This window comes from Emticicia sp. MM (assembly GCF_001649495.1).
Window position 1 is genome coordinate 1 of sequence record NZ_LXHX01000093.1, and the last position, 24,160, is coordinate 24,160.

At 36.5% G+C, this 24,160-nt stretch carries 21 protein-coding genes; 19 read left to right on the plus strand and 2 right to left on the minus strand.

Going from position 1 to position 24,160, the window contains the following annotated elements; genetic code table 11:
* The 19 genes from nrfD to A6M55_RS11200 all read left to right on the plus strand — a co-directional run.
* On the plus strand, positions 1-765 hold a 765-nt coding region (gene nrfD, locus A6M55_RS11110; protein ID WP_197491697.1), incomplete at its 5' end, for an NrfD/PsrC family molybdoenzyme membrane anchor subunit.
* 28 nt (positions 766-793) lie between these two features.
* Complete coding sequence (locus tag A6M55_RS11115; RefSeq protein WP_064197660.1) at positions 794-1,315, plus strand: DUF3341 domain-containing protein; 522 nt, start codon at positions 794-796, stop codon at positions 1,313-1,315.
* 34 nt (positions 1,316-1,349) lie between these two features.
* Positions 1,350-1,964 (plus strand): cytochrome c, encoded by a 615-nt coding sequence (locus tag A6M55_RS11120; protein ID WP_064197661.1) that lies wholly within the window; start codon positions 1,350-1,352, stop codon positions 1,962-1,964.
* A gap of 110 nt (positions 1,965-2,074) precedes the next feature.
* Positions 2,075-3,412, plus strand: a complete 1,338-nt coding sequence (locus A6M55_RS11125) for a hypothetical protein (protein WP_064197662.1) — start codon at positions 2,075-2,077, stop codon at positions 3,410-3,412.
* Between the two features lie 78 nt (positions 3,413-3,490).
* Positions 3,491-4,624, plus strand: a complete 1,134-nt coding sequence (locus tag A6M55_RS11130; RefSeq protein WP_064197663.1) for a cytochrome c oxidase subunit II — start codon at positions 3,491-3,493, stop codon at positions 4,622-4,624.
* A 36-nt stretch (positions 4,625-4,660) separates the two neighbouring features.
* Positions 4,661-6,541 carry a cbb3-type cytochrome c oxidase subunit I gene (locus tag A6M55_RS11135; RefSeq protein ID WP_064197664.1) on the plus strand — a complete coding sequence of 627 codons (1,881 nt, stop codon included), beginning with the start codon at positions 4,661-4,663 and terminating at the stop codon, positions 6,539-6,541.
* 33 nt (positions 6,542-6,574) lie between these two features.
* Positions 6,575-7,579: a heme A synthase gene (locus tag A6M55_RS11140; RefSeq protein ID WP_229235515.1), complete on the plus strand. Its 1,005-nt coding sequence runs from the start codon at positions 6,575-6,577 to the stop codon at positions 7,577-7,579.
* The gene (gene cyoE, locus A6M55_RS11145) at positions 7,580-8,461 is read left to right on the plus strand and encodes a heme o synthase (protein WP_064197666.1); all 882 of its coding nucleotides are present in this window, start codon (positions 7,580-7,582) and stop codon (positions 8,459-8,461) included. It begins immediately after the preceding gene.
* Positions 8,462-8,517: 56 nt separating this feature from the next.
* Entirely contained in the window at positions 8,518-9,126 is a 609-nt protein-coding gene (locus A6M55_RS11150) for a cytochrome c oxidase subunit 3 (RefSeq protein WP_064197667.1), read from the plus strand.
* 80 nt (positions 9,127-9,206) lie between these two features.
* Positions 9,207-9,953, plus strand: a complete 747-nt coding sequence (locus A6M55_RS11155) for a cytochrome c oxidase subunit 3 (RefSeq protein WP_064197668.1) — start codon at positions 9,207-9,209, stop codon at positions 9,951-9,953.
* 54 nt (positions 9,954-10,007) lie between these two features.
* The gene (locus A6M55_RS11160; protein ID WP_064197669.1) at positions 10,008-10,340 is read left to right on the plus strand and encodes a cytochrome C oxidase subunit IV family protein; all 333 of its coding nucleotides are present in this window, start codon (positions 10,008-10,010) and stop codon (positions 10,338-10,340) included.
* Between the two features lie 3 nt (positions 10,341-10,343).
* Positions 10,344-11,039, plus strand: a complete 696-nt coding sequence (locus A6M55_RS11165) for an SCO family protein (protein ID WP_064197670.1) — start codon at positions 10,344-10,346, stop codon at positions 11,037-11,039.
* A gap of 57 nt (positions 11,040-11,096) precedes the next feature.
* The gene (locus A6M55_RS11170; protein ID WP_064197671.1) at positions 11,097-11,636 is read left to right on the plus strand and encodes a DUF420 domain-containing protein; all 540 of its coding nucleotides are present in this window, start codon (positions 11,097-11,099) and stop codon (positions 11,634-11,636) included.
* Positions 11,637-11,701: 65 nt separating this feature from the next.
* On the plus strand, positions 11,702-11,899 hold the full coding sequence (locus A6M55_RS11175; RefSeq protein ID WP_229235516.1) for a hypothetical protein: 198 nt from the start codon (positions 11,702-11,704) through the stop codon (positions 11,897-11,899).
* 207 nt (positions 11,900-12,106) lie between these two features.
* Complete coding sequence (locus A6M55_RS11180; RefSeq protein WP_064197673.1) at positions 12,107-14,299, plus strand: carbohydrate binding family 9 domain-containing protein; 2,193 nt, start codon at positions 12,107-12,109, stop codon at positions 14,297-14,299.
* 61 nt (positions 14,300-14,360) lie between these two features.
* Positions 14,361-15,242 carry a glycerophosphodiester phosphodiesterase gene (locus A6M55_RS11185; protein WP_064197674.1) on the plus strand — a complete coding sequence of 294 codons (882 nt, stop codon included), beginning with the start codon at positions 14,361-14,363 and terminating at the stop codon, positions 15,240-15,242.
* 107 nt (positions 15,243-15,349) lie between these two features.
* Entirely contained in the window at positions 15,350-16,876 is a 1,527-nt protein-coding gene (locus tag A6M55_RS11190) for a GH3 auxin-responsive promoter family protein (protein ID WP_064197675.1), read from the plus strand.
* A gap of 45 nt (positions 16,877-16,921) precedes the next feature.
* Positions 16,922-17,776, plus strand: coding sequence for a fumarylacetoacetate hydrolase family protein (locus A6M55_RS11195; protein WP_064197676.1), 855 nt, complete (start codon positions 16,922-16,924; stop codon positions 17,774-17,776).
* A gap of 126 nt (positions 17,777-17,902) precedes the next feature.
* On the plus strand, positions 17,903-19,363 hold the full coding sequence (locus tag A6M55_RS11200) for a S41 family peptidase (RefSeq protein ID WP_156511038.1): 1,461 nt from the start codon (positions 17,903-17,905) through the stop codon (positions 19,361-19,363).
* Positions 19,364-19,468: 105 nt separating this feature from the next.
* Here the strand turns inward: A6M55_RS11200 and porV are convergent, their stop codons facing one another.
* Both porV and porU read right to left on the minus strand, forming a co-directional pair.
* Positions 19,469-20,644, minus strand: a complete 1,176-nt coding sequence (gene porV, locus A6M55_RS11205; RefSeq protein WP_064197678.1) for a type IX secretion system outer membrane channel protein PorV — start codon at positions 20,642-20,644, stop codon at positions 19,469-19,471.
* 102 nt (positions 20,645-20,746) lie between these two features.
* On the minus strand, positions 20,747-24,112 hold the full coding sequence (porU, locus tag A6M55_RS11210) for a type IX secretion system sortase PorU (RefSeq protein WP_064197683.1): 3,366 nt from the start codon (positions 24,110-24,112) through the stop codon (positions 20,747-20,749).
* Positions 24,113-24,160: the final 48 nt, after the last annotated feature.

The following is a 24,160-nucleotide window of genomic DNA, read 5'->3' on the forward strand; positions in this document are numbered from 1 at the left end:
GGCTGGACAGGTGGAGCAAGAGCTTGGGCAAGATACGAAGACGTTTCTTTGATTTTGGCTGGTTTATCAACACCACTTGTACTATCTGTACACACAATCGTATCTTTTGACTTTGCTACGTCGGTTATCCCTGGCTGGCACACAACAATCTTCCCTCCGTATTTCGTTGCGGGTGCTATCTTCTCTGGTTTTGCAATGGTTCAAAACTTGATGTTGGTGACGAGAGTTGTGTACAAAATGGAAGATTATGTAACCCTTGAGCATATCTCTTTGATGAATAAAATCATCACTTTAACAGGTTCAGTTGTAGGTATTGCTTATATCACAGAGTTTTTTATTGCAGCTTATTCTGGTGTAGAATACGAACAGTATGCTTTCATTAATCGTGCTACTGGTCCACTTTGGTGGTCATACTGGGCGATGATGACTTGTAACGTACTTTCTCCGCAATTATTCTGGTTCAAGAAAGTTCGTGAAAACATCCTTGTTTCTTTCGTAATGGCTGTTGTTGTAAATATCGGTATGTGGTTTGAGCGTTTTGTAATCATCGTGACATCATTGCACCGTGATTATTTACCATCAAGCTGGACATATTTTACTCCTCGTATGGGTGATATTTCTGACTATATTTTCTCTTTCGGATTCTTCTTTACAGCGTTTTTCTTATTTGCTAAGTTCTTACCAGTTATCAACATGGCAGAGGTAAAATCAGTATTGAAATCATCTTCTGAAAAATACCCAGAAAAGAAAAAAACAACGGTTTAATAAAGACTTTTTTAACCATTCATTAAAAATGGCAGATAGCAAATATTTAGTAGGAGTTTTTGACGATGGCGACGAGTTACTTCACGCAGTCGAAGACATAAGACACCAAGGTGTTAAAATTCATGAAGCATATACACCTTTTGCCGTACACGGTCTTGACAGAGCGTTAGGTTATAGCTTCCCAAGAATGGGCGTTGCCGCTTTCTTATTCGGTATCACGGGTACATGTTGTGCTTTGTTGCTCACGTTTTGGACAATGGGTGTTGATTGGCCAATCAATGTTGGTGGAAAGAACTTCTTCCCTTTTCCGACAAACATTCCAATTGTATTTGAGCTTACTGTACTTTTGGCAGCATTTGGTATGTCATTTACATTTTTCTTTATGGAGGATTTAGGCCCAACAGCAAAGCCAATCATATTTGATGTTAGAAGTACTGATGATAAATTTGTAGTAGCAATTGACCTTGCAAAAAATAAGTTATCAGAGACTGAAATTTCAAAATTATTGAAAGAATCAGGTGCTTCAGAAGTAAATGTGAAAGAAGTATAACATTTATCTGTTTATCAATTCAAAGAATTTAAAAATGAAGGTTTCATTCAAAAATATTTCGCTTGCATTATCAATCGCAACTTTCTCAACGGTTGTATTGACATCTTGTAACGATAATAATAGTACTGGTTGGGAGTTTGCTCCTAACATGTACAACTCTCGTGCATACGAACCGTTGTCGCAATGGCGTGAAAATAACATTAATGCAGATGGTAAAAATATGCGTTCGCCAGTAGCAGGTACTGTTTCTCGTGCAAATTATCAAACATCATTCTTGCAAGATGATAGTACAGTTGTAAACGATTTGATGGTCTATAATTTACCGAAAGATAGTATTGCAGTAGCAGAAGTTTCGTTGAAAAACCCTATTCCGTGGTCTGAAAAGGCTGAAGAAGAAGGAAAAGTTTTATACGAAAGAAACTGTTTACATTGTCATGGAGAAAAAGGTGCTGGTGATGGTGCAGTTGGTAAAGTGTATAAAGGTGTACCAAACTATGCGTCTGATGCCTACAAAAATATGAACGATGGTCATATTTACCACGTAATTACTCATGGAAAAGGACGTATGTGGTCTCATGCTTCACAGGTAAATCCAGAGGAGCGTTGGAAAATTGTACATTACGTACATAGATTGCAATTAGGTAACTAATATTATAAATGCTATCCGCTTAAATAGTGGAAACACCCTTTACAGGGCTAAGTATAAAGATATTTCATTTATTAACACCCTTTAAGTATAAGGGTTCAAATTTAAAGAAAATGGCTCACAATACTCACGAAATTCCTTCTACAGAAGAAAGATTTGAGTTTAAATCTGAAACCAAACGCAATCTAATCATTGCAGCATTGATAGGTGTTGCGTTAGTAGCAATTGGTTCATTCTTACTATCAAAAGGCTGGTCAATTGGTGTTTGGGAATCGCATGGTGGCGAACACGCCGCTGCAGGACACGAAGCTGCAGGTCATTCAGAGCATGGTGGCGAACACGGTGCAACTTTGTTTGCCAGAATCATTGCAAATATTTGGATGAATAGTGTTTACTTCCTTGGAATTTCAGTAGTTGGAGCATTTTTTATTGCTTATAACTATATTGCTAAAGCAGGTTGGTCTTCGTCAATCAAACGTGTAGCTGAAGCAATGCCATCATTTGTAATTGTTCCAGGGGTTATTTTAATCATTTTAATGGCTCTTCCATCAACTCGTCACATTGTAATGCACTGGACGCATGATGGTATAATGGACCCAGCAAGTGAACATTATGATAAAATTATTGCTGGAAAAGCATGGTATTTGAACTTGCCTTTTTACTTCATACGCTTAATTGCTTATGTGGTCGTATGGTACTTTGGTTGGAAAGCTATCCGTAAATACTCGCTTTTAGAAGATGAAATGGGTGGTTTAGAAAACTATTATAAAGGCCGTAATGCTTCAAAACTTTTTATGGTGTTCTTCGCTGTGACAGCATCAACTTCGGCTTGGGATTTATCAATGGTAATTGATACACACTGGTTCTCAACAATGTTTGGTTGGTATCACTTGGCAAGCTGGCACGTTGCTGGTTTAGCAACAATGATGTTAATTATCTTGTTATTGAAAGACCAAGGATATCTGCAAATCGTTAATGAAAGCCATTTACATGATTTAGGAAAATTCATTTTCGGATTTTCTGTATTCTGGACATACGTATGGTTCTCTCAATATTTATTGATATTCTACGCTAACTTACCAGAAGAAACAATTTATTTCCGTGAGCGTTTCACAGGTTTTCAAGGTAGATATTGGTGGCCATTCCACATTAGTCTTGTGCTAAACTTTTTCTTCCCATTCTTGATTTTAATGGCAAGAAATTCAAAAAGAAGACCAACATTCTTGAAATTAGGTAGTGTTTCTGTTATCATTGGTCACTGGTTTGATTTTTACCAAATGCACATGCCAGGTATTGCTAAAGACCAAGGTGGCATTGGTATTATTGAGTGGGGAACTACTCTAACTTTTGCATCTTTATTTATTTATTTTGTTGCAAATGAACTTTCTAAAGCAAACCTTTATCCAAAAAATCACCCATTCTTAGAAGAAAGTATGCACCACGATATTTAATTTTAAAACAATTTCGTTGAACATTCTTTTTTATATACAAGGGTTTAAAGTATTCAAACTTGTAAATTATTTAGTAACATGACATTATTGATTGTAGCTTTAGCAATTGTGTTTATTGTTCTTACCATCTTGGTAATTTCAAAAACACAAACTCTCTTAAAGGGAGTAAAGGGTGATTCAGAACAAAATGATGAAATGGCAGATAGTGCAAATAATATTAATGCTATTGGTCTATTTGTTTTCTGGATTTTGAGTGTTATTGGTATTTTTTGGTCATTTATTTATGCTAAAAAGGACTTTTTGATGGCATTTGGAGATATTCCATCGGCATCATCTGTACACGGAAAAGAAACTGATTTTTGGTTTTGGTTTGGAATGGCTGTTGTAACGGCTTCGTTTTTGGTAGTTAACTCAGTTTTATTTTATTTCCCATTGAAGTATCGCTACAATAAAAATAGAGTAGCTCATTTCTACCCGCACAATAATACGCTTGAAATTGTTTGGACTTTAATTCCTGCAGTTGTTATGGCTGCCTTAGTGTTTACAGGTTTGAAAGTTTGGAACAAAGTTATGTCAGAAGCTCCGAAAGATGCTGAAGTGATAGAAATTATGGGAAAACAATTCGGATGGCAGGTTAGATATGGTGGCGTTGATAATGGTAAATTAGGAAACTATAACTATAAACTAATTGATGATGCCGCTGGTAACGAGTTTGGTATTGACTTTACTGATGAAAATTCATTTGATGACTTTACAAATAGTTCAGAATTGCACATTCCAAAAGGAAAACCAGTATTGTTGAAAATCAGAGCAAGAGATGTATTGCATAGTGTATTTATCCCTCACATGAGAGTTAAAATGGATGCGGTACCAGGTATGCCTACAAAGTTTTGGTTTATAGCAGATAAAAGTACTGCTGATATGCAAGGCGAATTAGGTAATCCTGACTTCAAATATGAGATTGCATGTACAGAGGTTTGTGGAAGAAGTCACTTCGCAATGAAGCTAATCTTAGTTGTTGACGAACCAGCAGATTATGAAAAATGGAAAAAAGAGCAAAAATCATTGTTAGCAAGTAAGCCAGAGTTTTTAGAGAAAGTTCCAGCAAGCTTGAAAGCTAAAGCAATGAAATATCTCCCATCTGAAGCTGCTCCTGACAGTACAACAGCATCATTGGGAACAAGTTTGCCGACAGTTACATCATTAAGATAAAATTCAATCTAAATTATTTAAACTAATAATATAAACATGGCAGCAGTAGCACACGCAGATACTCATGTTCACGGACATGATGAAGCACATGAGCATCACGAGCCACAGAGTTTTATAAAGAAATATATATTCTCTGAGGACCATAAAGTAATTGCCAAGCAATACTTGATTTCGGGTATCGTATGGGCTTTAATTGGTGGTTTTTTATCATTGGTATTCCGTTTACAATTAGGATACCCTGGCATTGATTTGGGTTGGTTAAAACCAATTTTAGGTGAGAGATGGTTTGATGAAGCAGGTAAGTTAGATCCTAATTATTATATTGCTTTGGTTACAATGCACGGAACCATCATGGTATTCTTTGTATTGACTGCAGGTTTGAGTGGTACATTCTCTAACTTCTTGATTCCGCTTCAAATTGGAGCAAGAGATATGGCATCAGGGTTTATCAATATGTTATCATATTGGTTATTCTTCTTGTCAAGTGTAATCATGTTCTGTTCATTGTTTGTTCAAGATGGCCCTGCTGGTGGTGGTTGGGTTGTATATCCACCATTGAGTGCTTTGCCAGATGCAGCACCAGGTTCAGGTACGGGTATGACAATGTGGTTAGTTAGTATGGCAATCTTCATCATGTCAAGTTTATTGGGTAGTATCAATTATGTAACTACCGTAATCAACTTACGTACAAGAGGTATGACTTTTGATAAAATGCCTCTAACAATTTGGGCGTTTACATTTACCGCTATCTTAGGTATTTTGTCATTCCCTGTATTATTGTCTGCTGCATTATTATTGATTTTTGACCGTAGTTTTGGCACAAGTTTCTATTTGTCAGATATATACATCAATGGACAAGCACTTCCTAATCAGGGTGGTAGCCCAATTTTGTTCCAACACTTATTCTGGTTTTTAGGTCACCCTGAGGTTTATATCGTTATTTTACCTGCACTTGGTATGACATCTGAGATCATAGCGACAAATGCAAGAAAACCAATTTTTGGTTACAAAGCGATGATTTTCTCAATGTTGGGTATCATGTTCTTGGCCTTTATCGTATGGGCTCACCACATGTTTATGACAGGTATGAATCCTTTCTTAGGTTCAGTATTTACACTACTAACTTTGATTATTGCAGTCCCATCTGCGGTGAAAGGCTTTAACTATATTACTACATTATGGAGAGGTAATATCATCTTTACTCCTGCGATGTTGTTCTCAATTGGTTTAGTTTCATTCTTCGTATCAGGTGGTGTTACTGGTATTATTTTAGGTAATAGTGCATTAGATATTCAATTACACGATACATATTTTGTAGTTGCTCACTTCCACCTTGTAATGGGTTCTGCTGCATTCTTCGGAATGGTGGCAGGGGTTTATCATTGGTTCCCAAAGATGTTTGGTAGAATGATGAATAGTACATTAGGATATGTTCATTTCTGGATTACATTCATCGGTGCTTACATGGTGTTCTTCCCTCAGCACTACTTAGGTATTGCTGGTTTCCCAAGAAGATATTATGCTTACACAGGTTTTGATTTTACAAATAAATACCAAGATTTAGCACAGGTAAGTACAATTGCTGCAATTGTTGTATTTGCTGCAAATATTATCTTCTTATTTAACTTCTTTTATTCGATTTTCTGGGGTAAGAAAGCAACTCAGAACCCATGGAAATCAAATACTTTGGAGTGGACAACACCTGTAAATGTTGGTCATGGTAACTGGGAAGGAGAAATTCCTGCTGTTTATCGTTGGCCTTATGATTATAGCAAGCCAGGCTCTGATGTTGATTTTATTCCTCAGAATATTCCTTTCTCAGCTACACCAGAATCAAACTTCCCGTATGAGAATGAATTGATCAAAGAAGAGAAAGAAATCGAAGGAATTAAGTTTGATTACAGTATTCCAGATTGATAAAAATTACTAACGATTCACAACTTTATGGTTGTGAATCGTTGTCTCAAACCAATTATGACTCACGGCAAAGTATTTAGAAAGCTCGGTTTTTGGACAGTTGGTGCGATTTACTTTCTTATTTTAGTCGGTGGAATTGTAAGAGCAACTGGCTCGGGAATGGGCTGTCCAGACTGGCCTAAGTGTTTTGGGACTTGGATACCACCAACGGATATTTCGCAATTACCCAGTAACTATAAGGAAATTTACGGTGCAAAGCTCAAAGGCGAAGTTGAGTTTAATGCCATTAAGACTTGGATTGAATATATAAACCGTTTAGTAGGGGTTGCGATTGGTTTTTTAGTTTTTGGAACATTTGTGAGTTCGCTCATTAGTTTCAGAAAAAAAGACAAAACAATTGTCTTTCTAAGTTTGCTGGCAACGATTTTAGTAGCATTTGAAGGATGGTTAGGCTCGAAAGTTGTTTCGAGTGAACTTCACCCAGTAATGATTACATTACACATGATTCTATCAGTAATTATTGTGTTTATATTATTATATGCGGTGGCTCGTTCTTACAATTATGTTATTGAAGTTGAAGACATAGCGGATAAAAGTTCTTTGAGTTTCTTGGTATCAGCAGCAATTTTTCTTACTATCGGACAAGTACTTCTTGGTACACAGGTTAGAGAGGTTGTTGATCAAGTAGCCAGTGTAATGGGAGATGCTCTCAGAGCAGAATGGGTGGCTAATTTAGGTGGTAAATTCCAAATGCACGCCTTTTTCTCGATAGTTATTGTCATTACTAATTTATTAATTTATTACAGAATTAATAAATCAATCAGTGAAAAAGGTTTATTATCAAAATTTTCAAATTGGTTGTTAATCACCATTGGAATTGAACTTATTTCAGGCCTTTCGTTGGCCTACTTAGGTTTTCCAAGACTAATGCAACCAATTCATTTAACGCTTGGAACCTTAGCAATAGGCATCCAATTCGTTATTTTTTTATTTCTTAATAAAGAAAGAGTATTCCGAAGCAATGCTTCACAAGTATAAATGAATTTAACTGTAACAGAAAATATCTTTGCTCAGAAGTTAAAGGCTTTCTACGAACTAACCAAATTCAGGTTATCAGCTACGGTTGTTTTCTCTTCAGCGATTGGCTTTACTTTGGCTGCTGATAAAATTGATTGGTTAAGGTTGGTATTATTTTCGATAGCAGCTTTTGCAACGACAGCGGCAGCAAATATCATCAATCAAATCATTGAAAAAGACCTTGATAAATTGATGACTCGCACAGAAAATCGCCCGCTTCCAAGTGGAAGATTATCGGTAAAGGAAGCAGCAATTTTTGGTTGGGTAATGGCTGCGATTGCAATGTATATTTTGTTCTATGAATTTAATTACAAAGCGGGGCTTTTAGCACTTTTATCAATGATTTTATACGGGTTCGTATATACACCGTTGAAGAGGGTTGGGCCAGTAGCAGTTGCAGTGGGGGCGTTACCAGGAGCATTCCCTCCGATGATTGGCTGGGTTGCATCGGTTAACCATTTTGGACTTGAACCAGGTATTCTATTTGCAATACAGTTCTTTTGGCAATTTCCACATTTTTGGGCAATTGCTTGGGTATTGGATGATGATTATAGCAAAGCAGGATTTAAGCTTTTGCCATCAAGTGGTGGACAGAACCTAAATTCAGCTATTCAGATAATGATTTACACGCTATTTTTACTGCCACTTTGCTGGGTACCATTTTATTTGGGCATGACAGGTATCAATTCGGCAGTAGTAGCAATGGTGTTTGGTGTGTTGTTTTTAGCACAAACATTTCATTTAATGCGTAGAGTTGACCGAAAGGCGGCTCTGCAATTAATGTTCGGTTCTTTTATTTATTTACCAGTTGTGCAAATTGCCTATTTACTGGATAAATTATAGTACCACCTTTATTTACCTAAAATAATGCTTAGGTAAATGATTCAACGACAAACTTTATGAGTAATAAATTAAATAAAAGTAAAACCTCTACTGCAACTGTAGGTGTACAAGAGCCAGCTCAAGTACTATCAGTAAATAAGTGGAAGTTTATAATTTGGCTCTTTATTATCACAATCGTGATGCTATTTGCTTCTCAAACGAGTGCATATTTAGTAAGAAGAGCAGAAGGAAACTGGGCAGAATTTGAAATTCCGACAATCTTTTGGATTAGTACTTTGATTTTGATGATTAGCAGTGCTACAATGCACTTATCTTTGAAAGCGGCTAAAAGCAATGATAATACTAAGCTTAAAACATTTGTGGCTGTCACAACTATTTTAGGGCTTGTATTTTTAGCGATGCAATACTTAGGTTGGCAGAATTTACAACAACAAGGTGTTTTCTTGAAAGGAAATCCTTCAGGTTCGTTCTTTTATATTTTTACGGGCTTACACATGGCTCACTTAGTTCTCGGACTTGGAATTCTGATTGCAACCTTTTTAATGGCGTTCAGAATGAAATTAAATGCCGATAATACCATTTTAGTTGAAGTTTGTGCTACTTCTTGGCACTTCTTAGACATACTTTGGATATATTTGTTTGTATTTTTATTGTATTTTAGATAATATTCACTTTTTGACTATTTTTGGGTCAAAATTAATTGAAACTGTTAACCAAAGCGGTAAACCGCTAATAATTGTAAGCTATGGCAAGTGCAAATACCTCTACGACCGCAGAACACTTAATTTGGAAAGGTGGCGTACAACCAATGAAAGTTGGCTATGGAAAATTGATGATGTGGATTTTCTTATTATCCGATACATTTACTTTTTCTGCTTTATTGATTTCATACGGTTTAGTTCGTTATAGTTTCCCAACATTTGAAGGTTTACGTAAAAACTTTGAATTCTCAAATACTTGGTGGCCAATTCCAGAAAGAGTTTTTGAGGCTGTACCGTTTTTACATGGTGTTGCTGCTCCTCTTGTTTTTGTTGGTATCATGACTTTTATCTTGATTATGAGCTCTGTTACGATGGTATTGGCTGTAGAAGCTGGTCATCGTCGTGATAAAGCTGATGTTGAAAAATATATGCTTTGGACAATCCTTGGTGGTTTTGCCTTCTTGAGTTCACAAGCTTGGGAGTGGGGACACTTCATTCATGGAACAGAGCACGGTCTTACATTGGCCGATGGAACAAAGATTTTTGGAGCGAACCTCGTGCAAAACGAATATGGCCCAGCAGCATTTGCTGACTTCTTTTTCTTCATTACTGGTTTCCACGGAACGCACGTATTCTCGGGCGTAGTTTTGAATATCTTGATATTCTATAACACAGCCAATGGAGTTTATGAAAAACGTGGTCATTATGATATGGTTGAGAAAGTAGGTTTGTACTGGCACTTTGTAGATTTAGTATGGGTGTTTGTATTTACATTCTTCTACCTTGTTTAGTTAGAAACCGAACTCTTTTTTAATAAAATTAGAAAGTCTTAAAATTATTATACAATGGCTCAGCATTCTGAAAATACCGAAAAATTACCAGCACAAACCAAAGAAATTTGGAGAACATTCTGGATTTTGTTAGGCATCACAGCACTTGAATTCTTAATTGCGTTTGTTGTTGATGCAGATACTTACAAATGGACAAAAGTTGGTATCTTTATTATTCTTACAATCGTGAAAGCATATTATATCGTAGGTATATTTATGCACTTAAAACATGAAGTTAAATCATTGATTTGGACAGTAGTTTTACCATGTATTTTTGTAGTTTGGCTTATCGTAGCATTGATTGTAGAAGGTGGATATATTGGTTTGGAGAGATTATTATTCAAGTAAATAATGCAAAATAAATCATTCAAAGTCGGAATACTAATAGCCATATTAGCTGTTCCGACTTTTATTTTTGTTTTTCTCAAAATATTTGGGCAAAACTATTATTCATTACCTTATCTCATGCCCGAATTGGATGAGACAGGTCAAATTGTGATGAAAGGGCCTGATACTGTTTTTCATCAGATACCTAAGTACGAATTGATTGACCAAAATGGTAATAAGTTTAACTCTGAGAATGTAAAAGGCAAAATTTATATTGCTGACTTTTTCTTTACTCGTTGCGGAACAATCTGTCCTAAACTCTCAAATAGTTTATCAAGAGTACAAAGTATTTTTTCAGCCGACTCGAATGTGGTAATTGTCTCTCACAGTGTTGACCCAAAGTACGATTCGTCGGCAGTTTTGCAAAAATATGCACAGAAATATGATGCAAAATACGGGAAATGGTACTTTTTAACTGGAGATAAAAAGACAATCTACGATTTAGCGATAAAAGGTTATAAACTGCCAGTGGCCGATGCTTCCGAATATGATAATAAAATCAAGTCAATTGATGAAACATTTATTCATTCGGAGAAGTTACTATTAATAGATAAAGAAGGATATATTAGAGGCATTTACGACGGAACATATTCGCCTGATGTTGAGCGTCTAATTGGTGAGGTGAAGGTTTTGACTGAGATTTATAAGTCAAAAAAGTAGGTTCATAACACTTCAATTATCATTTATTGTGTGCCTATTATTTTTAAATAATTAAAGATGGAAGAAGTAAGAGTTAAGCAGGATAAGATTTCGATTACATTAATAAATGTAGTGTCGATAGCAGTGCCATTAGTCGTGGCAATTTTGTTGGGAATTAGACAAAAAATAGATTTAGGAGCGTGGACAAAGGCTCTTCCACACGTGATTGGTGGAATAAACACATTAACATCAATTTTATTGATTTATGGCTTGTTTTTAGTCAAACAAAAACAAATTGAGCGTCATAGAAAAGTAATGACTTTAGCATTTTTACTTGGTGGAGTGTTTTTAGTCTGTTATGTGCTTTATCACTTGACCAATCCATCAACGAGCTATGGTGGCGAAGGTTTTGTTAGATATTTTTATTATTTTATCCTCATAAGTCATATTTTACTATCCTTGGTTGTATTACCTTTGGTTTTGAGAGCATACTTTTTTGCTTGGATAAAAGAATATGAATTGCATCGTAAATTGACAAAATATGCCTTTCCAATTTGGCTCTATGTGTCGATAACGGGGGTTGTGGCTTATTTGATGATAAAACCATATTATGTTTAAATTTTAATGATACGATTATGAAAAGAATTGTGGCATTTTTTATAATATTTTTATTAAGTCAAACAATGACTTTTGCACAGTGTGCGATGTGCCGTGCTTCAGTAGGAAGTAATTTGAGTGAAGGACGTGGAGTTATCGGCACGGGTATTAATGATGGTATTTTATTGATGTTGGTCTTTACCTACCTTTCTGTACCGACAGTAATCTATGTTTGGTTTAAAACAGCAAGAAAAGAAATGCGTTTGAAAATGGGACAACAGTAAATTGAAAACTTTATAAATAAAGAGCGATTATTAGGTTAAAACCTGATAGTCGCTTTTTGTTTATTTTAAAATTAGAACTTTCACTTTTCCGATATTAATAATGGAATAAACTTTGTCGCTATTTTTAGCCATTTGGGCGTATTGGTGAGCAAAAAGTACAGAAAAAACGTAATTTTGTTATAGACAAAACTACATTCTAAACTTACAATGCTCAAAAACCTATTAATTTCCTTTTTTTTACTCAATTCTCTCTTCTCTTTTGCCCAAAGTAAAAACGAAAAAGTAGAATATCGCATTCGTCGTGCCACTTCTCCATTAAAAATTGATGGAATTGTTGATGAAAAAGCATGGGCTGATGCTCAATTGGCCACTGATTTTTATCAAGTTTTACCGATGGATACAAGTTATGCAAAAGTGCGTACTGATGTAAAAATGACCTATGATGATAAAAATCTTTACGTTGTTTTTATCAATTACGATAAACTCCCTGGCCCATACATGGTGGAATCATTGAAACGAGATTTCAATTTCGGAAAAAATGATAACGATTTATTATTTCTTGATACTTTTGATGACCAAACGAATGGTTTTTCGTTCGGAGCAAATGCGATGGGGGCTCAGTGGGATGGACTGATGTTTAATGGAAGTAATATTAGTTTGACGTGGGAAAATAAATGGACATCAGAGGTAAAATACGATGATGAAAAATGGGTTTGGGAATGTGCGATTCCATTTAAAACACTTCGATATAAAAAAGGAATTAAACGTTGGGGAGTAAATTTTAGTCGATTAGACCTCAAAACTACCGAAAAATCGGCTTGGGCTCCAGTTCCTCGCCAATTTCCTACGGCTTCATTAGCTTATGCAGCTTCATTAATTTGGGACGAAGAACCTCCAACGGCTTCTTCAAATATTTCAATCATTCCATATATCTTGGGTGGCGTATCTCGGAATCAAGAAAAGAAACTTCCAACTGATTATAGAGGAGATATTGGTTTTGATGCAAAAGTTGGACTTACATCATCATTAAATCTTGATTTAACAGTAAACCCTGATTTTTCACAAGTTGAAGTTGATCAACAACAAACAAATCTCGACCGTTTTGAGTTATTTTTCCCAGAAAGAAGGCAGTTTTTTTTAGAAAATGGCGATTTATTTGCCAATTTTGGCTATCAGACACTACGACCATTTTTTTCAAGAAGAATCGGTTTGAATACACCTATTAAGTTTGGTGCGAGAGTAAGCGGAAAGCTCAATAAAGACTGGAGAATCGGCTTGATGAATATGCAAACGGGAAAAAGCGATGCCGTAACAAATGCCCAAAATTTTGGCGTAATTGCTTTGCAACGCAGAGTTTTTGCTCGCTCAAACATTGCAGTAATGTTTGTCAATAAGCAATTACTTGATTATCAGTCGGTTGTCGATAAAGCTGCTGTGAAAGAGTACAACCGAAATTTAGCCATCGAATATAACTTGCTTTCACAAAACAACGCTTGGACTGGTAAACTGATGTACTTTAAGTCGTTTAGCCCAAATACTAAAAAAGATGATGGTGTTTTTGCAGGAAATATTTTGTACACCAACAAAAGGCTAACCGCAGGAATTGAGTTTGAAAGTGTAGGAAGCAACTACACGGCTGAGGTTGGTTATGTTCCACGAATCAATTACGGAAAACTAAATCCACAAATTGGGTATTTGTTTTTTCCAAAATCGAAACATATTCTAAGTCACGGCCCAACGGCGATGCTTACGCATTATTTCACCAAAGATTTCTCAAAGGAAACCGAAAACGAAAAGTTTTTGGCGTATCGTATCAATTTCCGCAAAACCAATACTTTAATGGCGTGGGTGGCACATAATTACGTGTATTTGCTCCGACCATTCGACCCCACAAACTTTGCGGGGGTCTTCTTGAAAGAGGGCAGCGAACACAAATGGGACTCGTTTGGTATAGATTATACCTCAAAACCACAGGCTTTGTTAACTTATTTGGTATCAACTCGATACGGCGGCTATTATGCCAATGGCACAAGACTACGATTAAATGGCGAAGTTGGTTATCGTTTTCAACCTTATGTAGCTATTACGATGAGTGCCAATTATAATCAATTAAACTTTAAATCAGAACCAGCAGTACCGAAGGATTTGGTCAATAAACAATTTAATTTTTGGTTAGTTGGCCCAAGAGTAGATGTTACTTTCACGAATAAACTGTTTTTTACTAACTTTTTACAATTCAATAACCAAAACAAAAACGTTAATCTAAACACACGTCTTCAGTGGAGATATAGCCCAGCATCAGATTTGTTTTTGGTTTATACCGATAATTATATGTCAGATACATTTCAGGTGCGAAACCGTGCTTTGGTCTTGAAATTTACTTATTGGTGGAATGTATAGCATACAAAAACGTTGGCATGGCTCAAACCCATGCCGACCTTAGATTATAATAAGCAAAAACATGAAAACTTTACTATTTTTGATTTTTCCAATCTTAACTTTTGCTCAAACTATGGAATTTGAGATACAAGGTCATCGAGGTAGTAGAGGGCTAATGCCCGAAAATACAATTCCTGCTTTCAAGAAAGCCATTGATTTAGGCGTACACACCTTAGAGTTAGATGTGGTAATTTCAAAAGATAAGAAAGTGGTTGTTTCGCACGACCCTTTTTTCAATCCAAATTGCACGACTGACCCGAGTGGCAAATTTATCACAAAGGAAAATCAAGGTAATTTATATCAGCTTACTTATGACGAAATTAAAAAATATGATGTTGGGCTGAGAGGGAATAAAGATTATCCCGAACAACAGAAAGTAGCGGTTTATAAACCATTGCTCGAAGATATGATTCGTGAAAGCGAAAAATACGCAAAAGCTAAAGGAGTAAAGCCTTTAAAGTATAATATTGAAATCAAAAGCGAAGAAAAAGAGTACGATATTTCGCAACCAAAAGTTGAAGAGTTTTCGGAATTGGTTTATAAAGTTATTATCAAACAACTTCCGCCCGAAAGAGTAACTTTACAAAGTTTCGATTATAACGTTTTGAAATTTTGGCATAAACAAATCGAGAAAAAAAAATACAAACCAATAACATTATCGGCTTTAATTGAACCATTCGATAATAATGATGTGAAATTTAATTTGGAAAAATTGGGCTTTAAACCGCAAATCTGGAGTCCATATTTTGCACAAGCTACTGAAAAACGAGTAAAAGAATTACACGAATTGGGCATAAAAGTGATTCCGTGGACGGTAAATAAGCGAGAAGACATGGAAAAAGTAAAAGCTAATGGGTGTGATGGACTCATAACCGACTACCCAGATAGAGCGAAAGGTTTGTGAGATTCAGAAAAAAAGCCTAATTTTCCAAAGAATTTTGGAGTCACAAACTATTAAACTACAAATCCTAACTTGTGGTTTAAAAGAGTTTGGTGTTTTCAATCCACCAAATGAGCATGCTTAACGACATACTTAGTTTTTTTCTTAAACGTAGAATCGACCGCATTGAGCAATTTTTGCGAAACCCGATTGACACCCAGCATCGTATTTTCCACGACCTTATCGAAAATGCTCGATATACAGAGTGGGGTTTAAAATACGATTATAGCAGCATAGATACCATCAAAGATTTTCAGGAGAGAGTGCCAATCTCGACCTATGAAGAACTGTACCCGTATATCGAACGTGTGCTGAAAGGCGAACAAAACATACTTTGGGCGTCAGAAATTAAGTGGTTTTCAAAATCTTCTGGTACAACAAACTCACGCAGCAAATTTATTCCTGTTTCAGAAGAGTCGCTCGAAGACTGTCATTACCGAGGTGGTAAAGACATGATGACGCTTTATCTCAATAATCGTCCAGAAGCAAAATTATACGAAGGAAAAGGCTTGTCGATTGGCGGAACGCTCCACCCAAACCCATTCAATGCTACTACGCAAGCAGGGGATATTTCGGCAGTAATCACAAAAAATCTTCCTGCTTGGGCTGACTTTATTCGCACGCCTCCAAGTGAAATAGCTTTGCTTGATAATTGGGAGGAAAAAATGGAGCAAATGATTCAAATTTGCACCCAAGAAAATGTAACTAGTATTTTGGGCGTACCGACCTGGACGGTCGTTTTGCTCGAAAACATTCTCGAACGAACGGGCAAAAAGAATATACTCGAAATTTGGCCAAACTTTGAGGTCTTCGTACACGGAGCAGTAGCTTTCCAGCCTTACAGAGACCTTTTCCGAACAAAACTTTTTCCATCTGACCAAGTTACTTATCTCGAAACATACAACGCCTCAGAAGGCTTTTTTGCGATTCAAGACGAACTCAGTAGGGTAGGAGAAATGCTACTCATGCTTGATTACGGTGTGTTCTACGAATTTATTCCGATGGAAGAATGGGATAAAGAACAACCTAAAACATTAACCCTTGAAGAAGTAGAATTGGATAAAAACTACGCCCTCGTAATCTCGACAAACGCAGGGCTTTGGCGATATAAAATCGGTGATACTGTAAAGTTCACATCAATCAACCCATATAGAATCAAAGTTAGTGGCCGAACTAAACACTTTATCAATGCTTTTGGCGAAGAAGTTGTTATAGAAAATGCAGATATGGCCATCACCGAAGCTTGTGTCGCTGCCAGTGCAACAATAGCAGATTATACAGCGGGGCCAGTTTACATGGGCGATGGTAGTAAAGGTTGCCACGAATGGATAATTGAATGTTCTAAAAAACCAGAAAACGAAGCACTTTTCATCGAAACGCTCGATAATTCACTCCGAAAGGTGAACTCCGATTACGATGCCAAACGCTATAAAGATATGGCTTTACTATTGCCAAAAGTACATTTTGTAGAAAATGGTACTTTTTACCAGTGGATGTCGAAACGAGGAAAATTGGGCGGACAAAATAAAGTACCAAGACTAAGCAATTCAAGAGAATATCTCGATGATATATTGCTGATGGTCAGAGAATTAGCATGACATACATATTCACTCATTCTATCAATAAATCATTCAAAATTATACATGAAACTATTCCGCTTTGGCGAACCAACCGACGAAAAAACAGGAGTGATTCTCTCCGACGGTAAAAAAATTGATGTATCGGCTTTTGGCGAAGACTACAACGAAAATTTCTTTATGTCTGAAGGCATTTCGAGACTAAACACTTGGCTTGAATCAAACGCCGATAGTTGCCCAGTTGTGGGCGATGATGTACGATTGGCTTCTTGTATCGCACGCCCATCAAAAATTATTTGTATTGGTCTTAATTATGCCAAGCACGCTGCTGAGTCTGGCATGGCTGTGCCAACTGAGCCAGTGGTGTTTTTCAAAGCCACAACCGCTCTTTGTGGGCCAAATGATGATGTGATTATTCCTAAAAACTCAGTAAAAACCGACTGGGAAGTGGAGTTGGCTTTTGTAATAGGTAAAAAGGCAAGCTATGTAGAAAAAGAAGACGCCATGAATTATATAGCAGGCTACTGCTTGCACAATGATTATAGTGAACGTGAGTTTCAGTTGGAGCGTGGCGGACAGTGGGTAAAAGGTAAAAGTTGCGATACATTTGCTCCGCTTGGGCCTTTCATGGCAACTACAGACGAAATCCCGAATCCGCACGATTTGCGTTTGTGGCTTTCGCTCAATGGCGAAATGCTTCAAGACTCAAACACGGATGATATGATTTTTGATATTCCAACTATTTTAAGCTATCTAAGCCAATTTATGACGCTTCTTCCAGGCGATGTGATTTCTACTGGAACGCCAGCAGGTGTGGGTCTTGGCTTAAAACCACAGAGATATTTAGTAGCGGGCGATATTGTTGAGTTGGGTATTGATAACCTCGGAACACAAAAACAAACGGCCGTAGCCTATCAATAATTTTTGAAAAAAGTGCTTAAACGAGCCATATCTGCATAAAAGATATGGCTCGTTTATTTTTTTTGCAATAAAATAAAGGCTTAGGCATGAAATTTGGAGGTTTTTCGGGAAATCGCAAACCCAGAAATGAAAACATATTTTTTAGCTATCAGCTTGATGATTAGTCAGTTAGGCTTTTCTCAACAAGAGTGTAAATGCTCGCAAAATTTTGATTTTGCCTATCAGAAAATCAAAGATAATTACGCAGGTTGGGACGATAAAATTACCGCCAAAAACCAGACAGAGTTTGATAAACTGACTCAAGAAATTAAAACTAAGGCTCAGGGTATTACAGATGAAAAAGAATGCTATTTTCATATTAAGAAATGGTTCGATTTCTTCAAAGACGGACACCTTTTTGTTACCCCAATTACTCCTTATAGCATAGACGATGCCCCAGGAGTAGTTGCCGCCCGAGCTGCAAAGGTTACTCAACTTTCATTTAATGAGGTCAGTTTTACAGAATATTTGAAACAGAATAACGATAAACTACAATCGGTTGAGGGTATCTGGGAAAGTGATGATAAAGCTTATAAATTGGGGGTCGTAAAAGATAAAAATAATCCAAAGTTATTTGTCGGTTTTCTTCTAAACGACAGAAATGCCGCTTGGAAAGCAGGAAAAGCAAAGTTTGAAATGCTTCAAATTGCTCCTCAGAAATATATCACAACGTACTATTACGCTGATTTTTCGAGTGAAAAAAATTTTACTCGTGAAGTGAAAAATTTCTTGGTGATTGAAAATATCTATAAATTCAATAAGCTATTTCCAATTCCGAAAGAAGAAGTAAATAACGATGACCTACTTCACAAAATAGCCGACTATCGTATTGAAAAATTAGATGCAGAAACTGCTCTTATTGTTCTACCCCCTTTTACTTTACCAAATGCACCAGAATTTGTCCAAGAGTTAGTGCAGAAAAATGAAGAAATTTTAAAGACTTCTGCTAATTTAATTATTGATATTCGTAATAATCCAGGTGGCGATGATGCTGCTTTTACGCCTCTTTTTCCGTACATAGGTACTGCTCCAATCGTGAGAAAAGGTGGAGTTTTTAGAGCGACTGACGAAAATATTATTTCGATTAAACACGAATTAGAAGCTATCGAAGATTTTCCGATTTATAAGGAACGCCTTGCTCCCAAATTGCAGACAGTTTTGCAAAAAATGGAAGCTAATAAAGGAAAATTTGTTACAGGTCCAGATAAAGAGTTTTCAGTATCAAACCCTTCAATTATGACTAAAAAAGTTGCTCTATTGGTCAATAAAAATACTGCAAGTACTGCCGAGCAATTTATTTTTGAAGCGAAACAAAGTCCAAAAACGATAGTTTTTGGTGAAAATACAAAAGGATTGGCCGATTATATTGAAGTACGTGATTGGGGATTGCCGTGTTATGGTTGGAGAGTGGCCTTTTCGTTGGCAAAAAGCCATCGTTTACCACAAAAACCGATTGATAATGTAGGTATTACACCTGATGTGAAAATTACAGATGCTGAAACAGACTGGGTAGAATTTGTAAGAAATCACCTAAAGAAATTGCAATAAAAGAATAAATAAGGTTTAAGAGAAACTTTATAGGTTTTGACTCCCCCCAATAAAAAAAGCTCAATGAAATTTATTCATTGAGCTTTTTGATTGATAAACCAGTAATTACTGATTCTCAGTCGGAACTTCCGTTGGATTACTTACTTTCTTAGCATCTAAATCAAAAATTAAGGTAATTCTCCAAGTATTAGAAAGTGGGCTACCTTGTGATGTTGGTACTAAATAAGCCAAATCAAGGTTATAATTGTTAATTTTAAATCCTAAACCAGTTGTTACGTACTTGCGGCCGCCTTTCGCATTACTTTCCATAAAATAACCACCACGAAGAGCAAAAAAGTTATTGTACCAATACTCGACACCAGTTGATAAAGTAACCTCTCTTATTTCTTCTTGGAAACCATCTGGTGCATCAGAAAACGAACCAAAAATACCCGCAATTACACCCGTTGTTTCAGGGTCTTTACCTTTTACGATAACACCATTATTCCAAAGCGGAGGGGTTGGAATTAATAATTTATTAGCATCAAGTAAGAAGTTGAATTGGTTGTGAGCATCAATTTTAAAGTTGATAGCACCACCGACTTTCAGGTTTGTAGGAATATAAAAAGTACCTCGGCCATAATTAATTTTACCACCGATGTTTGAAATAACTGCACCTGCAGAATATCTTGTACCACGGTCTTTGTTTTTTGCACTTGGTTTTTCGTTTGTGTAGAAAAACGATAAATCACCTGCTACGTTATTGGCTGGTTTACTCGAAATTCCATTTACAACTTGGGCTCCAATCAAATTTGAGTGAATATACTTAATATTGATACCAGTCGAGAAATCCCTGCCAATCTTACGAGAATATCCAGCCGTTATATTCATGTCTCTCGATTGGAAAGTTCCGTTTGGTTGTCCTGTTGCGGTTGTAAACTGAATCTCTCCTTGATTAAAGTAGGTCATTGAAACTCCAAATGCCGAGTTTTTATCAATTTTCTTAAACATACCCGCATTGATTAAACCCATATCGTCAACCAAATCACGTAACCAAGGTGTGTAAGAAACCGTAGCACCAATACTTTTATCGATAAATGTTAATTTCGCAGTATTCCAAAAGATTGAGTTGGCATCTGGCGAAGAAGCTACACCTGCGTCACCCATTGCTGCTGCTCTTGAATCTGGAGAGATTGTTAGAAACGGAACAGATGGATTTAGGGGTCTTTTTTCTTGTGCCTGACTGGTCAAAGAATTTATTAAAGCTACACTTGCCAAAGCGGCTACTAATTTGCGTTTCATGTGAGATTTTTTAATATTCTACCCTACACGAAGGGTACTTATCGGTTCAGAATATATTTTAGTCTTTAGTTTTACAAGTTCAAATATAACTTATTTTCTTGATTACTTCCAAAAAACCATTTTGCCAGAAAATGATGAGGTGCTTTTTTCGGAGACAGAATCAACAGAAATACGGTAGAAATATATGCCAGTTTTCCAGTTTTTAGGTTCAATTTTCATGCCAAGGTTCAGAGATTTATCACATAGATAACAAGTCTCAGTTTGCTCAAAAACTTGCTTTCCAGTACCATCAAAAATGGTTAATGTGAATGTTAAATCTTGATTTTCAGCATTATGTTCGATATAGAAACTGGTACTGCTTTCAACAGGATTTGGATAGTTGTACGCCCTTAAAATCTTTAATTGTTCATCTCCTACTACAAACTTTAACGCTTCTTCGGCTGAATTATTATAGGTGTCCCAAACTTTTAATCTAACGGTATATTGCCCCGCTGGTAATTTTCCAAAGTTATATTTTATTACTCCTTTAGTATAGTCATCCTTATTCGTAAAGTATTGATTTGCAATGATTTGCAATGTATCATTTAACACAAGAATCATCTCATGACCTACACCCGCTTGCGAAATATTAATCCCATTTTCATCCGAAATTTTGGCTTCGAGAATGTTATTTTTATCTATTGAAAGCTCTATTTCGGGAGCTTTCATATCGCCCAAAATATTCGTTTCGCTGCTGCCAATCATCAATTCATTATAACTTCCCGAAGCATCAAGTGTGCTATCAGCCGAAATTGCATAAAAATTTACCCGCCCAGCACCGACCTGGTAATTAATGTCTTTAGGAACTACGAAGTTTACTTTAAATGCTCCATTTTTCACTTCAACCAAGCCTTCAAAAATCTGAATTCGGTAAGTTTTATAGCGAAATTTCTCAGTTTTTTGTCCAAGAGTAGTTACCTCAGAAGGCTTATCAAAAACAGAGACGAGAATTTTTCCATTAAAGTTGTTTTTCCTTAAACCATCGGCCGAATTAATGATTTCCCCCTCTAAACTTACTTTCGATAGAGCCTTGATGATTTGCTTTTCAGGAGTATTACCATTGATTTTGCTCAAAACAACTTTATCCGTTGGATAAGCAAGCTGCATGGAAGGATCGCCTAAGAGAGAAAAATTTCGATTGAAAACACCACTCAAAGAGTTATTCTTGGTGATTCTGAAAATATCTCCCAGTCGCAGATTTGGATTGGTGTTTTTTTGTGCAAATGCCTGATAGAAAGCATTATTTAATAAAAAATTGGTGTTTGAATAAACTGGTCGAGTAGTAGTGAGTAAGCCAATAGCTGCTCCTCTTGGACTCAACATTGCCATTTCAGCACCCGAAACGTTACCAGGGTCATCAAAACGCCCAAACGAACAAGTGGCTGTGAGAAACAATGGCATATTATTTAAATTTCGCCAAGACTGAATTTGGTCACGTGTCAGTACCTTCTCTTCTGTCCAGCCATCAGTGCCACCGTGTCCACTATAATTAATTATCAACGCCCCTTCATTGACGCTTTTATTCAAAGCTTTGTTCACTTCGGGCGAAATTGCTCCGTTGGCCGTAGCAATTTGCGGGAAAGCATCTAAATATATTTTATTGATAATTAGGTCTTTGGTCGTCTTTAAGGTTACTTCCGAAATATCATCAGCATCTTGTTGGTGAATATTAAAATCACCATCATCAGCCACAAAGCTAATTTTCCGTCGCCAACTGCCTGCTGTTCGTTGTGTTCGGGCATAATAAATGAGCTTATCAACCACATTTTTTGCTTCTTCTATACTCTTCACGGGCAAACGACCAACGCCGATTTCCATGGAATGATTTCCTGCATTGTTTTCCTGCCACTCGCCTTCGTTATCTTCAAAAAATCCAAAATAATCGTCTGATGCGTAGCTGTTTACAGGGTTCAAAGATTCTCGACTTTCATAAGTTGGAATTTGTAATTTTGTATCAATTGAAGCGTATTGTATAATATTTTTATAATCAAAACTGGCATCGGCAAATAGTAGAACGTACTTTAATTTTGTTGGATTTTTTTGCCATAAAAAACGCCCAAAATCTCTGATAGCGGTAGGGTCTGGGCTGCCAGATGAAAACTCATTATAAACTTCGTTAATGTCAACAACAGTAACTGTTAAACCATCATTTGTTCGGCGAAATGCTGCCAAACGCTCAGCTTGCTCATGCCAGTTTTTGATAGTAAGTATCAGTAAATCAGGTGTTTGTGTTTGTTGGAGATTCTGATTGTTTACTTTCTGAATAGAGTTTGGTTCGAGTAGATTATTAGTTGAAAATAGTACAAAAGTTTTGAGTTTGCTCTGAGTTTCTGTACTAAAATTGGCTTCTGAATTGTTTATTCGGAAAGGAATGTTTTCGGGTAAAAGAGGATTCGTTACATCCCAAATTTTGTGTGTATTGCCGGCTTGACTAATGAGGAAGTTAGAAGTTTTATTTCCGAGACTTTCAATCGAACGAACGAGCGTTTGCTGCTCATAAAATTGTAATTTTCGTTGGGTTTGTACCTCAAAATAATTTAAATATGCTACCGACGAATTTTGGTTATTTTTATTGAAACTAAAAGTAAGTTTTTGCGTACTTTTTCCGTTGGAAATAGCTGTAAAAGTCTGAATACTTTCGTTGCCCTTGATGTCATAAGTACCTGTGCCGATGGCTCGGAGGCTTTGCTCACCGATGAGAGAGTCGGCATTGAGTTTTAGGCTGACTTTTGTTGCAGTGAATGATGCCCCCAAAATGGCGGAAGTGAGTTTAATACTTGAGTTTGGAATGATTCCTTCGGTCTTTAAATCAAAACTTATATCTGGACTTACGCCAAACGATTCACCGTACCATTCACGCCCCGAACCGCCCAAATCTCGCCCGCCCAAACTCACGACATTCTTTTGGTCGATTTCGTGGAAAGTAAAATCATCAAAACTTTTGATGTTGTTGGTTGAACTCACCAAAGTTTGATTTTTAATGCGTAAACCTTTAGTATCGGAGATATTTAGAAAAACAAAAGTGGTGTCTGAATACGGATTGTTTTGGTGAGTAAACTGTTGATTATTAGTGTTATATAGTACTCGGTGTGGACTTTCTGTATAAAAAATTATATAATCAGTGGCATCGAATTTCCCATCGTTTTCGCCCACGATTTCAATGAAGTTTTCGGTTAAATCTTTTGCCCGAAGAGCGTTGTTTGCTTGCGGTAAAACTCCGCCACCGTTTCCAAAAATTCTGATGTTTTGAGGATTTAGCTTAGTAACATCAATGCCTGCATCTTTCAGAAATGTAGCATTAATTTTATGCAAACCTGTGCGAGTTGTGGCAATTTTATACCATTCACCAGTGGCTAAAACTGATGATTGGGCGTAAGAAAAAACAGAAAAGAGTAGTGAATAGGTGATGCTCAAAAATAGCATAATCATTTTTCCCGTTCCCCGAGCGAAGTCGAGGGGCGGGGAAAATGGCTGTAT